The 12,773-nt window shown below is 48.5% G+C and carries 12 protein-coding genes; 2 read left to right on the forward strand and 10 right to left on the reverse strand.

The genetic code is table 11. The annotated features are described in order from the left end of the window. The first annotated feature begins 149 nt into the window (after positions 1 to 149). The gene (locus RAC89_RS10085; protein WP_306613344.1) at positions 150 to 704 is read left to right on the forward strand and encodes a glutathione peroxidase; all 555 of its coding nucleotides are present in this window, start codon (positions 150 to 152) and stop codon (positions 702 to 704) included. Between the two features lie 99 nt (positions 705 to 803). Further along, on the forward strand, positions 804 to 1,208 hold the full coding sequence (locus RAC89_RS10090) for a CBS domain-containing protein (protein ID WP_306613345.1): 405 nt from the start codon (positions 804 to 806) through the stop codon (positions 1,206 to 1,208). A gap of 722 nt (positions 1,209 to 1,930) precedes the next feature. Here the strand turns inward: RAC89_RS10090 and RAC89_RS10095 are convergent. From RAC89_RS10095 to RAC89_RS10140, 10 genes are all read right to left on the reverse strand, one after another. After that, on the reverse strand, positions 1,931 to 3,226 hold the full coding sequence (locus RAC89_RS10095; protein WP_306613346.1) for a DUF4179 domain-containing protein: 1,296 nt from the start codon (positions 3,224 to 3,226) through the stop codon (positions 1,931 to 1,933). Position 3,227: 1 nt separating this feature from the next. After that, on the reverse strand, positions 3,228 to 3,764 hold the full coding sequence (locus tag RAC89_RS10100) for a sigma-70 family RNA polymerase sigma factor (RefSeq protein WP_306613348.1): 537 nt from the start codon (positions 3,762 to 3,764) through the stop codon (positions 3,228 to 3,230). Between the two features lie 225 nt (positions 3,765 to 3,989). Next, on the reverse strand, positions 3,990 to 4,556 hold the full coding sequence (locus RAC89_RS10105; RefSeq protein ID WP_306613350.1) for a DUF2812 domain-containing protein: 567 nt from the start codon (positions 4,554 to 4,556) through the stop codon (positions 3,990 to 3,992). Positions 4,557 to 4,571: 15 nt separating this feature from the next. Beyond that, a complete protein-coding gene (locus RAC89_RS10110; RefSeq protein ID WP_306613351.1) occupies positions 4,572 to 4,898 on the reverse strand; it encodes a PadR family transcriptional regulator in 327 nt (108 codons plus the stop codon). A 716-nt stretch (positions 4,899 to 5,614) separates the two neighbouring features. Continuing rightward, positions 5,615 to 5,953 carry a helix-turn-helix domain-containing protein gene (locus tag RAC89_RS10115; protein ID WP_306613352.1) on the reverse strand — a complete coding sequence of 113 codons (339 nt, stop codon included), beginning with the start codon at positions 5,951 to 5,953 and terminating at the stop codon, positions 5,615 to 5,617. Between the two features lie 159 nt (positions 5,954 to 6,112). Beyond that, positions 6,113 to 7,942 (reverse strand): glutamine--fructose-6-phosphate transaminase (isomerizing), encoded by a 1,830-nt coding sequence (gene glmS, locus RAC89_RS10120; protein WP_306613353.1) that lies wholly within the window; start codon positions 7,940 to 7,942, stop codon positions 6,113 to 6,115. A gap of 509 nt (positions 7,943 to 8,451) precedes the next feature. Continuing rightward, the gene (gene glmM, locus RAC89_RS10125; RefSeq protein WP_306613355.1) at positions 8,452 to 9,792 is read right to left on the reverse strand and encodes a phosphoglucosamine mutase; all 1,341 of its coding nucleotides are present in this window, start codon (positions 9,790 to 9,792) and stop codon (positions 8,452 to 8,454) included. Between the two features lie 119 nt (positions 9,793 to 9,911). Beyond that, positions 9,912 to 11,168 carry a CdaR family protein gene (locus tag RAC89_RS10130; protein WP_306613356.1) on the reverse strand — a complete coding sequence of 419 codons (1,257 nt, stop codon included), beginning with the start codon at positions 11,166 to 11,168 and terminating at the stop codon, positions 9,912 to 9,914. Further along, positions 11,169 to 11,975: a diadenylate cyclase CdaA gene (gene cdaA, locus RAC89_RS10135; protein ID WP_284642566.1), complete on the reverse strand. Its 807-nt coding sequence runs from the start codon at positions 11,973 to 11,975 to the stop codon at positions 11,169 to 11,171. It lies immediately after the preceding gene. A gap of 137 nt (positions 11,976 to 12,112) precedes the next feature. After that, positions 12,113 to 12,727 carry a zf-HC2 domain-containing protein gene (locus RAC89_RS10140; RefSeq protein WP_306613358.1) on the reverse strand — a complete coding sequence of 205 codons (615 nt, stop codon included), beginning with the start codon at positions 12,725 to 12,727 and terminating at the stop codon, positions 12,113 to 12,115. Between the last annotated feature and the right edge of the window lie 46 nt (positions 12,728 to 12,773).

Below are 12,773 nucleotides of genomic sequence, written 5' to 3' on the forward strand. Positions count from 1 at the left end.
AACTATCGGCTCGTTTCGAGCGAGGCCCCCGTATCGATCCCGCTTACTCATTGTTTTAACCTATGACTATTATGTTTATTATATATTAGACAAATAATGATCTGTATTCATATTATGTATTTATTACAAGAACGAGGAGGGCTAATCCGATGTCTATCTACGATATACAAGTCAAATCAATTAGCGGCAAGCTTGTTGAACTATCAATATATCGTGGGAAAGTTCTCCTTATTGTCAACACTGCCAGCAGATGCAGCTATTCTCGCCAATTCGCCGATCTCCAAAAGCTTTACGAAAGTCACCGTGAGAAGGGGTTGGAAATACTCGGCTTTCCTTGCAATCAATTCAACGAGAAGGAGCCGGGGAGTAACCGGGATATACATGAATATTGCGAAAGCCACTTTGGAGTGAAGTTCCCTTTATTTGAAAAACTGGAGGTTAGGGGACCGGCTATTCACCCTTTATATCAATATCTCACCCAGCAAGCACCCTTTCAAGGTTTCGATACTCAGACCTCGAGTGGTAAACAGATGAAGGAGTTTCTGCAAACAAAGTATCCGGACATCTACGCCGGTGACGGGGTCAAATGGAATTTTTCCAAGTTTTTGGTCGACCGAAATGGCAATGTATGCAATCGATTCGAATCGACGACAGAACCATTTGACATAGTGCCAAGTATAGAATCATTATTATTAAAGCAGTAACCAACTCGGTTTGGTGACCAAGAACGACGAATGTCCCATTTACTCCCACATGCGCCTCGTGAAAAAATATGCTTTAATATACCAAAGGAGCGTGATTCGATGGACATCAAATCGTTTTTATATCCCAAAAAAGAGGTTTCTTATCTTCTGACGTCCTCTACTATGAAAGAAGCCATGGATAAATTGGAAGCGAGCAATTATACGGCCATTCCGATCTTAGACGATGATGGTTTATATTACGGCACGCTATCCGAGGGAGATTTATTATGGAAGCTTAAAGCTACGCCCGGCCTTGACTTCGATACAATGCACGAAATTCCTGTCGTATCCATAAAAAGACGGATGAAAGTCGAATGCGTCGCAATCGGCGCCGATCTGGACGATATGTTGACGTTGGCGGCCGACCAGAACTTCGTTCCGGTCGTAGACGCTGATCGGGTGTTCCTCGGGATTATTCGCCGCAAAGATATCATCGAATACTATACACGGAATATTACTGATTAGTTGGAAGGATAGGCTGCCGTTCGCCGGCAGCCTTCTCTCTTTTCAGATGATAGGACATTAATAGACACCAAGCGTTAAAAAGAGTCCCGCGGTTAGGAAAATGCAGGCGTATTGCAAGGTAAGGTGCGAGCAGGTAAGTACAGTCATTTCCTGTTTTATCTCTGCTATCTTCATACAGATTGGTTCTCCGGAGACTTAAAACTTGCTTATGTCGCTCCGACACATGATGACATCTTTTACTTTGAGATTATTGTGGATTGAGAGGTCGGTAAGCCGGTTATCGCCACCTCTGCATGACCGTGAACAACGTAGATGAAGCGATTGAGTATTCGGATTCAACAGGAGTCACTTTCATCGGAGAGCCTTTTGACCTAGATTTATCCATCGTCGCCTTGCAATTTCCACTGATCCATGAAGGAATATTTTTGAACGCGCATGACTCCCAAACGCGTTTCAGTTCGGAGAGGCGGTCGGTCGAACCCACGTTATTCTCGAAATCATTGCGCGGAAATGACAAGAGTACGTACACTGCCGCGCGCGAGACTGGGGCAGTAATCATAAAGGCTTCCCATCGAATAACGGATTGTAATACGCCTACCCGCTTATAGCTTTTTTCACCGAATGCTGTGCTAGAATGCGAAGAAACCACTCCTTGTTGGGTGTGGTTTTCTTTGTACGGTTTTGGCGATCTCTGTTTAACCTGGTTCCCCCCTTATTGTTGCTCAATCCAGCGGGATCTCCACGAACTTATCATACGTCTTCTTATAATGAATCCCTTGGATTTGCAAATACTCCGGCTGCCCGGTCGAATCGAACAACAGCGTTCGTTCCTTAAGAATTCGGCCATCCTCCCGCTTCTTCTCCTTCTGGCCTATGGTCGTGCGCAATTCGGTCGTTCCCAACGTCGTCTCCAGCGACACCCCGTCAAGAAGAACATCAACATCCGTCGCAAGGGTAATCTCGGCGCTTTTTCCGTTCGTCTTGACATCCCGGATCCATAGCTCCCTGCCTGCCAAAGATATTGTCTCCGTTGGAGAGACAAGCTTCAAACTCACCTTCTCGGCCAGCTTCTCATAACCTGGGAACTCTCTAACGGCCAATTGCAGAGACTCCAACTCTTTGGGCAACGCGTCATATCGAAGCTCAAACCTTTTACCTTTCATCGAGTGTTCGAACCCGCTCCCTTCCATCAAGACAGACTTGCCATTGGCGATCAGTTCGATGCCGTCGAACGGCAAACGAATCCGATCCAGATCATTGACATTCCAGGTTCCTTTAATCACGGTGGAGAGAGGAGTTGCGGTAATAGAACCGAACGTGATCGTCCCTTGGTCCACAGCAATTTCTTTCTTAAGAGATTGCCTAATCTGCGCCTGGATCGCCTCATCCGGATGATAAGGGAAAGTCAGGCTGCCCTCGATTACACGATGATCTTCCGTCTGCTCAGAGAAATGCAGCGTAAGCTTCTTGGCAAAAGGACTTACCGATTCAAAGCTCACGGTGCCGACCAATTCCGTCTGCTCATCATTCATCGTCGTCGTTCCCCAATCGGCGAAAGAATTCGTCCAGAAGCCCGTGAGGCGGGATAATCGAAAAAACTGCTGAGTCCGCTCATTGATCCCTTCCGGATTACGAAGCGCATAGTAAAGTATGATCTGGTTCGCATCGGCTATCACACCACTGACGATGAGTTCTGTTCCGTCTTGCAGGATCGCATGCCGGTTGACCGTTTGCCCTAGGCCGGCGGCGTTTAACTCTTTTAAAGTGCCTGTCATAACTTCGTCAAACCCGAGGATTCTCTGACCGTAGTAAGCGAAGCCTTCATAATTGTAACCAACGGTGGATACCAGTAGGGCCAATGCCATCGCGGCGACAGTCAGCTTCGGAGCTCTACTGCGCTTCCGCTTGTCCGGTGTTCGAGCTAATGCATGCCGAAGCCTCTCTTCCAAGCCATCGGGCGCGGTTATGGAACCTATCCTCTCTCTTTCGTCCGTTAGTAACCGCTCAACTCGTTTCATCCTATTCCCCCCCGTACCATTCCTTGAGTTTTTTTAACCCATTAAATACTCTCGATTTTGCGGTTCCAACCGATACATTCATAATTCTCGCGATTGATTCGTAATCGAGATCGTGAAAATACTTCAATTCGATAGCTTCCTTCTGATCCGGGTTGACCCGTTCGAGCGAACTTCGAATGTCCATGTGCCGGTCCAGTTGTTCGTAAGGATCGCTTACTACGACAGTCTCGGGCTCCATGCCATTGCTGTTCTCCCAATCTTCTATTAGAATCACCTTGTTTCGCCTCTTCAGCACGGCCTTGCAATGATTTACCAGAATGGTTCGGCTCCAACTGTAGAACGAATCCGGTTTCTTCAGCTGACCGATCTTCTCGTATAAGATGACGATCATTTCCTCCAGCGCATCCATCGCATCGTGCTCTTGCCCCATGTAAGCAAGAGCAAGCCTGTAATAAACATCCTTCTCGGCCAGAATCAATTGAAGAAGCGCTTCTTTGTTCCCTCTTTGTGCTTGCTTGACCCTTAGGGCAACCCTCATCTCTTCACCTCGCTCCTATATAAGAGTTTCACGGGCGACAGAAAGTTCATCCGATAGTCCTGATAATTGATAACTTGCCGTTACTTATGATATGGTTCAGCGCGAAAGATCTTAAACGACCATTTAGCGCAACGAAGGCAGCCGAACTTTCTGAAGCGGCTGCCTTCATGTCTTTAGCTATAGTTCTTCCGTTATTTCAGCGATTTGAAGTCTTATATGATCGTCTTAGTCGGTATGCAGCTTGATAAGTTTCTGAAATCTCAGCACCCCATAGCCGAGCAGCAACGTGCAGAGCAATTGGATCACATTCAATGCGCCTATGAAAGTTGAAATTCGGCCTTCCCCCGACCAGCCGCTGATCCAGTGTGTGGAATTCCCTAGCAATATCGCCAGGTTTGCCAAAGCTACGACTCCAAGCATCTTCTGGACTTTCCGATAAAACGATCGAATCGATTCCTTGTCGCTATATAGTTCGGTCGTCTCCCCTTCTAGATAAGGCCTCCGGAAGTATCGCCAGTTGACACAAGTCCCTACATACTCCCAGCCGGCATCCGCATACAAATCGCAATAATCTTCCAGTTGCTTGGAGTTCATCGTGTCTTGGTAATCCATCCGATACTCGTACCGGACACTCGGATCGTAATCGAAGCGGTAACGAATAAATCCCGGACAGCTCAGATGCAGCCCGCCCGTCGACAAGTCGGTCAACCAAACTTCATCGTTCTTATAGTTCCAAACGAAAGAATATCGGCTTTTGTATACTGATTTGGCGCTCCCAGCATCCTTTCTCATGTGGATCATTCCTCCCTAAAGTTGTGTGACCTTTCGGCCGTTACGCAACAGTTCTTCCATTCGCTCCATTTCCGCCATCACGACTTGCTTACCAAGCGGAGTAATTGCATAGGTTTTGCGGCGCGAATCCGCTTCAACTTCGTCCGAAGGGACGATCAGTCCTTTTTTCATCAGATTGTTGAGCGCAGTGTACAATGTTCCCGCCCCGATTTTGACGCGGCCTCCGCTCATCCTCTCCACATCCTGCATCATGCCGTATCCATGCGCAGAAGAAGCATACAGCGAAACCAAAATGTAATAAAATGCTTCGGTCAAAGGCAGCATATCCCTAGTCTTCTCCATCGGGCTGTCTCCGTTCTTTTTAATTATATCGTATGACGATATACTAACAAACGATATATCGACTGTCAATACATATGAGCAAAATAAGGCTATTATGACCCGACCGGTCTCGCTCTGACAAAGACTGTTGGTTTAACCAACCTACCTTTGCCAGATAAAGGCTACATCTTGTAATCTTTCCCTGACTGCTGAGGATGAGATCAAGAAAAATTTGATAAATGTGTTTAGAGGTCTTGATGATTACCATAAAAACGAAATAGTTGAAATTGTACGCCTAAATCGAAACAACCTTTGAATATTCTCTCTCCGGTAAGGAGTCCCCAGCCATAATTAAACTTCGCCGATTCGTTTTCTCCAATCCAAATGCCGAATACGTCTTTATTACCGTGTAAATCGATACCGGCGGTGACGGAAGAAGCGGCACTACTTGAATTAGATCGGTTTGAAGAAACCTGGGAGAATCGTAAGTAAAATGGTTGTATCTCTCACACAAATAAATCAAAGCATTTCGTAAATCGTCCGGGTCTAGGCAATGGAGGAGGCGGCCCTATAGAGGGATGGTATAAAGTATTTCATGAACTAGCCTTTTTTGGCGGAGGGTTCCTAACTGGGGGATCTTGTTAGAAACCATCCGTTTCTGTGCTAGTTCATTCGATCAACAAAAAGACCGTCGAAGGAATCGACGGTCTGAGAATTGTTAATATAATCATGTTATTCTAACGTCTAACATTTCTTTTATTTTTCAAACCGATAATATCTAGAATCTCACTTTGGCCATATGTAGATAACTTTCTAAATTCCATAATCAGAGTACTTTCCATCTGACTAAGCTCCTCGTTTTCCCCGAAACTACCTATATTGGAATTCCCTAACAAAAACCAAGTTACGTTTACGTTAAACCCTTCAATGATGGCAAGAATCGTTTCTAACGAGGGATTATATTTGTTTTGTTCAAGTTCACTAAGGGTTCCTTGTGAAACTCCAATCATGTTCGAAAATTGAATTTGGCTCAATCGATTCTTTTTTCTAATTTCCTTAATTCGGTCCCCTAACATTACCCAAAACCCCTTCCCGGAAAAGAAATCCCGATGACCTAACTAAGCATCATCGGGACTATTCTAGTGGTTCCATACATTTTTTGCTGGTTCCACAGTTTCTTTACTGGTTCCAGACTTTTTTATCATCCTTCAAAAAAGAGGGCTTTCGCCCTCTCCTTATTCCACCGTCACGCTCTTCGCGAGGTTCCGCGGCTTATCAACATCGTTACCACGAGCCAGCGAAGCGTAGTAGCTCAGCAGCTGCAGCGGCACTACGGACAGCGCAGGCGTCAGCAACTGATGGGTAGCCGGGATCGCGAACGTGTAGTCAACGACCTTCGCAAGCTCCGTCTCACCCTCCGCATGGATACCGAACACATGTGCCCCACGCGCTTTGACTTCTTTAATGTTGCTCACCGTCTTTTCGAACAGGTCGTCCTGGGTAGCCAACGCAATCACAGGAATTCCCTCTTCAATCAGAGCCAACGTGCCGTGCTTCAGCTCTCCTGCTGCATACGCCTCCGAGTGAATATACGAGATTTCCTTCAGCTTCAGCGAGCCTTCCATCACAACCGCATAATCCAAGCCGCGGCCGATGAAGAACAGGTTGTCGTGCGTTGATACCTGCTCCGCAACATCCTTAATAACTTCCGCTTGCTCCAGAATTTGCTCCACCTTCTCAGGCAAAGCTTGCAGGTCAGCAATCACTTCGGCAATATATGCCTCTTCTTGCGTACCCAACGTTTGTGCCAGATACAGTCCGAACAGATAGAATGCGATTAGCTGCGAAGTATATGCCTTCGTTGAAGCTACGGCAATTTCCGGACCTGCCCAAGTCGTGATGACATCATCCGCCTCACGGGCTACAGAGCTGCCGACTACGTTCGTTATCGCAACGACACGTGCGCCGCAGCGCTTCGCTTCACGCAGAGCGGCAAGTGTATCCGCAGTCTCACCGGATTGGCTCACCACGATAACCAGCGTCTCCGGAGTAATGATCGGGGAACGGTAGCGATATTCGGAAGCCACGTCCGTTTCTACCGGAATGCGAGCCAGCTTCTCAATAACAGCCTTCCCAACAAGACCCGCGTGATACGCTGTACCACAAGCAACAATGTGAACATTGCGTATGCCTTTGATTTGCTCCGGTGTCATGCCCACTTCGTTCAATACAACACGGCGACCGGAGTCATCAATCCGACTTCCCATCGTATCGCGGTAAGCCTTTGGCTGCTCATGAATTTCTTTCAGCATAAAGTGATCAAATCCGGCTTTTTCTGCCGTAATAATATCCCAATCGACATGGAATAATTCCCGGGAAATAAAATTCCCTTCCAAAGTCATAAGCTCCACGCCTTCTCGCGTCAGAACAGCCATCTCGCCATCGTTAAGAATATACACATTGCGAGTATATTCGAGAATTGCCGGAATATCCGAACCGATGAAATTCTCACCTTCGCCAACACCGATGATCAGCGGACTGAAGTAACGTACCGCTACCAGACGATCCGGTTCATACTCCGTCAGTACCCCCAGAGCAAATGCGCCTTTCATACGTTGTACAGCCTTCTGTACGGCCTTAACAATATCGCCCTCATACAAGCTCGCTACCAGGTGCGAGATTACCTCTGTGTCTGTTTCCGATACGAAGACATGCCCTTGCTCCGCCAGCTCTTCCTTCAGACTAATATAGTTCTCGATGATCCCATTGTGAACGACAGAGAACTTCTGCGAGTTATCCGTGTGCGGGTGAGAGTTCACATCAGATGGCTTACCATGAGTCGCCCAACGAGTGTGACCAATCCCTGCCGTACCTTGCAGCGGCTGCTCCTCCAGCTTCGATTCCAGAACCGCCAGGCGCCCTTTCGACTTCTTCACCTGCAAGCCTTCCTGTGTGTAGACAGCTACACCGGCAGAATCGTAACCGCGATATTCAAGCTTCTTCAAGCCTTCAATCAGAATCTTCTGGGAGTTTTGCTTCCCAATATAACCAACGATACCACACATATATAAATACCTCCGAATGTTTGAATGAAATGTAAATCGAATAGCACAAGTTGAAAAAAGTGCAGCACAAAGCTAACCCCACTCGAAAACTTGTCGGCCCAGTCACCCGGACGTTTTGATTTTCGAATTTACGGTACGGATCATACCGGAAGGTCCCCGCCGAATATTTCGAACACCTTCACCTCGTCAACTTCAAGATCAGCTATCGTTTTCCATGAGCACCGTGTCTAGGGAATAAAGTGAGGTCCAGCAGCACAAGCTACCCACATAGGACCTATAGACCGAATCGGCATTCACCGTCAACTTCAAAGCATAAACCTTCAAGTTCTGGCGCTAGTCGTGATTTTCGAACCTCTTCCCACCTTTCGTTTCATTTTGACATATAACCATCTTATTCATTTTGCCTATCGAGTGCAACTGATATTTTCATGATATTTTCAGACAATCTCTGCCATGAATGCAAAATCCCCCAAAACCGGCTCAGGTTCTGAGGGATTTATCTGTATTTGCTATACCAGCTCGCGTTCAATCACTGCTGCGATATCCCGAACATAAGCCTCAACCTGCTCCTTGTCCGGACCTTCGGCCATAACCCGAATGAGAGATTCCGTACCTGACGGACGCACCAGTACACGACCGTTGTCGCCCAGCTCTTCCTCCACCTTGCGAATGGCTTCCTCCACTGCAGCATTACCGTTCAGCTTGCTCTTATCCACTACACGAACGTTAACCAGCGTTTGCGGATATTTGCGCATGATCTGCTTCAGCTCGCTCAAGCTCTTCCCGGCCTGCACCAAAGTATCCACCAGCTGCAGCGCCGTCAGGATGCCGTCCCCCGTCGTATTATAATCGAGGAAAATAACATGCCCCGACTGCTCGCCGCCGAGATTGTAGCCGCCCTTACGCATTTCTTCCATTACATACCGGTCGCCCACGGCTGTCTTAGCAGCCTTGAGTCCTACCTTCTCAATTCCCTTGAAAAAGCCGATATTACTCATGACCGTCGTTACAATCGTCGAATGGTTCAGCTGACCTGCTTGATTCATCGCGTGTCCGCAAATGCTCAGAATGTAATCGCCGTCGACTTCCTCGCCTTTTTCATCAATGGCAATCAATCGGTCCGCGTCCCCGTCAAAGGCAAGGCCCAGCTGCGCCTTCACTTCAAGCACCTTTTGCTGCAGCTTCTCAGGATGCGTCGATCCGCAGTGGTCGTTAATATTGCGGCCGTTCGGCTCCGACCCTATCTCCACAACCTCAGCGCCTAGTGCGCGGAATACCTTCGGAGCAAGCTCATAAGCCGAACCGTTCGCACAATCCAGAACCACCTTCATGCCTTCAAAAGACGACTTCACCGTCGATTGGATATAGTCTAAGTAGAGCTGCTTTGCTTCTTCATCATCCGTAACGGTTCCGATGTCCCCGCCAACCGGACGAGGCAGCTCATCAGTTTCCGCATCCATCAGCCGCTCAATTTCAAGCTCTGTCTCATCCGACAATTTATAGCCGTCACCCGCGAAGAACTTAATGCCGTTGTCTTCCACCGGATTGTGGCTTGCAGAGATCATAACACCGGCATCCGCCTTCAGCTTACGCGTCAAATAAGCAACCGCCGGAGTAGATACGACACCCACTCGAACCACGTTGGCTCCGATCGACAAGAGGCCCGCCACCAGCGACGCTTCCAGCATCGGACCCGAAATACGGGTGTCCCGACCGATAATAACTACCGGCTTCTCTACTTGCCCTGCTAATACATAACCGCCGCAGCGGCCGATTTTATATGCCAGCTCAGGTGTCAGACCGGCGTTGGCAACGCCGCGTACCCCGTCCGTTCCAAAATACTTCCCCATGTTTCCCTCTCCCCTAGATGCTAACCATCTATCATAATGATGCTCAGCTAGGCTCCAAGAACCCGCTGAGCATATATTACCTTATTATCCTCTCTTCAAAACGTGCTCGTCAACACACATTATTGCGCCGGAGTTGCAGCCGCCTTAGGCTGCTTCTCGCTGATTTCTACGGTAGCCTTAAGCTCCTGCTGCGTTCCTTTCTTCACGAAGGTCGGAAGATTCCACGTTACTGGAACCTCATGCCTTCCGGGAGGCAGGTTGCTCACATCTAGAATCGCCTGAATATCCTGCGGCTTCAGCATGCCTAGAATATCCGGCGCACCTTCCACCGTAAGGTTCAGTTGGCCCTGCTGCGGCGAAATCACAGTTGTATTAAACCCATCGTTTTGACCGATAATCGAAACTGGAATTCCAGCCAGCGTCTTCGTAACGGAAGGAACAATGTCCACCGTAACCGTAACCTTTCCGGGATCGAGCTGGGTTGCTTTGTTGCGCAGCGGGATATCGAGAGTAAATTCCTTATCCTCCTTAAGCTCCGCTAAGTTCACCTGTGGTCCTTCGTAGAATTCCAGACGATCCAGCACGCTCTGCGGTCCATAGACGGTTACCTTATCTACGCTTTGGCGCAGCGATCCGACGGCAAACCCCGGAGGAGGCTCCCCAACAAGCTTCAGCTGCAGCGGCACAAGGGTAAACGGACTTGTAATCGGCACCTCGACATCAACGACAGCCGGACTGATGACGGCCTTGTCCATCGGCTTCCCGTCTTTATCGTATGCTACAAGACGCACCTTGTTCGAAACCGGCGTAGTAGCCTTCTCCACACTGATATCGGCCCGTACCGATTCCACTGTGTCCGCACTGTCGCTAGGAACCGTTACCGTCACCCGGTTCGGCTTAGCAACGGGCTGCCCGGCCTTTAGTCCAACACCCGGAATACCCGTTACATTCACAGTAACCGGCATCGATTTGTTTTCCTTCTTATCGACAACAACCTTCACCGTTCCCGGATTTACCTTGACCGTGACATTCGAAGGGAAATTAACCGGTGTTACAGCCAGTATATGCTCACCCTTGCCTACCTTGGTTAAATTCACTTCCACAGAATATTCCGCGGTATTGAGCACTTTCTTCAGCACCGAATCCCGCCCTGACAGCGTCACCGACACTTGAGCAGGCTCGATTGATTGCACGAAAAACTCGTTCGCATCATAAATAGGCGTTACCGTTACGTTAGAGATCGTCTCATCCTTAATACCTGTATTATTCGAGCCCGACAAGGTAGAGCCATCCATCCGCAGAACAGCCCATAGCAGAATCCCGATAATTAATGCAATCACCTTAACGACATTCGTATTGCGGAGCCAACGATCCATTTAGCGCAGCCTCCATTTCCAAATGGAGCTTTTTTCTTTTGATTTCACCTTCGGCTTCAGCTCTTCAAACAACTTAGCCAGCAGCGTATCCTCTTTCACATCACGGAGGATGTGTCCGTTCAGCGCCAGCGATACTTGTCCCGTTTCTTCCGACACAATCACACACAGGGCATCGGACACCTCGCTCATCCCGATCGCCGCGCGATGCCGTGTCCCCAGCTCTTTGCTGATAAAAGGATTCTCCGACAGCGGTAAGTAACATCCCGCCGCCATCAGCTGATGCTTCCTCATAATGACCGCACCATCATGAAGCGGCGTATTCGGGATGAAAATATTGATGAGCAGCTCCGAGCTAATGTGAGATTCAATGGAAATCCCTGATTCGATGTAATCCGTAAGTCCGGTTTCGCGTTCGAACACCATTAGAGCTCCGATCTTACGACGGGACATATAATTTACCGCCTTCAGCACCTCATTGATGCGGCGGTTGATTTCCTGATCCTCTTCTACTGTGGTTCGGCTGAACAGCGTGCCGCGGCCAAGCTGCTCCAGCGCCCGTCGAAGCTCAGGCTGAAATATAATAAATACCCCAACCAGCCCGAACGTGAACATTTGGTTCATCATCCATTGCAGCGTGTTCAGCTTAAACCAGGAGCTCAAGGCCCATGTCACTACAACGACCAAGATGCCTTTCAGCAATTGGATAGCCCGCGTTCCGCGGACCAGTAAAATCATCTTATATATCACGTAACTAACAATTATTATATCGATGATATCGGTAATTCGTATTTCCGTCAGCCAGTCCATCGCGCCGCCCCCAGCATTTCGCGGTGTATTTTCTCTATCTTTCGAAAGTGCTCCCTTCATCATACCATAAATGCAACAAAAAACCCTCCCTTTCTACCATAGTTTAGGGAGAGTTTATGAAAATTGGGTCGCTCGACCTATTTCGTTTGGGAAAGTTGAGTAATCAATTGCCCCGTCTTGAACCACAGCCAGCTGAAGGCTTCGTCGATCTGGGTTACTTGTCCGGAGATATGAGCCGTCGAGGCCAGATTCATTCTTCCGTCAATCACTGTGATGTCCCCACGAATGTCTCCCTCTACTTCCAGCTTTCCGTTCTCGACCGTCAAATTCCCTGCAACGGTCTTACCTGCCGGAACATATACCGTATCCCCTTGAATGACAACGGATTGCAGATCTGTTCCCTTCACGATCAGCTCTTGGTCATTATCCCACATGGTTAGGAAGCTGCCCATCATCACGACGAAAAAGACAGCAGCCACCGATGCCGCCGGATGCTTCCGAAACCAGCGGGACCAAGAGCCTCTCCGCTTCTCGGGAGGCAGTGCGCTCATGATGCGCTCCGTCAATCCTTCCGGGACCTGCGGTGATGGCCATGCTTGTACCAAAGCCTCTACCTTCTCCAGCTGCTGCAGCCGTCTGCGGCAATCCATGCAAGCAAGGAGATGCTCCTTTAGAGCCTTCTTCTCTTGACCCTCTAAATCACCGTCTAAATATTGATGCAGCATCGGGAGGGCTTCTCTACAATTCATCATGAGCCCCTCCTTTCTTCTGTCAAATTACACTTGTGTATTACCATAC

It is taken from the genome of Paenibacillus sp. GD4, assembly GCF_030846225.1.
GTDB classification, from domain to species: domain Bacteria; phylum Bacillota; class Bacilli; order Paenibacillales; family NBRC-103111; genus Paenibacillus_G; species Paenibacillus_G silviterrae.

Excerpts from the sequence above, each read along its gene's own strand:
- RAC89_RS10085 (WP_306613344.1), top strand. The coding sequence starts at position 150 with ATGTCTATCTACGATATACAAGTCAAATCAATTAGCGGCAAGCTTGTT.
- RAC89_RS10090 (WP_306613345.1), top strand. The coding sequence starts at position 804 with ATGGACATCAAATCGTTTTTATATCCCAAAAAAGAGGTTTCTTATCTT.
- RAC89_RS10095 (WP_306613346.1), bottom strand. The coding sequence starts at position 3,226 with ATGAAACGAGTTGAGCGGTTACTAACGGACGAAAGAGAGAGGATAGGT.
- RAC89_RS10100 (WP_306613348.1), bottom strand. The coding sequence starts at position 3,764 with ATGAGGGTTGCCCTAAGGGTCAAGCAAGCACAAAGAGGGAACAAAGAA.
- RAC89_RS10105 (WP_306613350.1), bottom strand. The coding sequence starts at position 4,556 with ATGAGAAAGGATGCTGGGAGCGCCAAATCAGTATACAAAAGCCGATAT.
- RAC89_RS10110 (WP_306613351.1), bottom strand. The coding sequence starts at position 4,898 with ATGGAGAAGACTAGGGATATGCTGCCTTTGACCGAAGCATTTTATTAC.
- RAC89_RS10115 (WP_306613352.1), bottom strand. The coding sequence starts at position 5,953 with ATGTTAGGGGACCGAATTAAGGAAATTAGAAAAAAGAATCGATTGAGC.
- glmS (WP_306613353.1), bottom strand. The coding sequence starts at position 7,942 with ATGTGTGGTATCGTTGGTTATATTGGGAAGCAAAACTCCCAGAAGATT.
- glmM (WP_306613355.1), bottom strand. The coding sequence starts at position 9,792 with ATGGGGAAGTATTTTGGAACGGACGGGGTACGCGGCGTTGCCAACGCC.
- RAC89_RS10130 (WP_306613356.1), bottom strand. The coding sequence starts at position 11,168 with ATGGATCGTTGGCTCCGCAATACGAATGTCGTTAAGGTGATTGCATTA.
- cdaA (WP_284642566.1), bottom strand. The coding sequence starts at position 11,975 with ATGGACTGGCTGACGGAAATACGAATTACCGATATCATCGATATAATA.
- RAC89_RS10140 (WP_306613358.1), bottom strand. The coding sequence starts at position 12,727 with ATGATGAATTGTAGAGAAGCCCTCCCGATGCTGCATCAATATTTAGAC.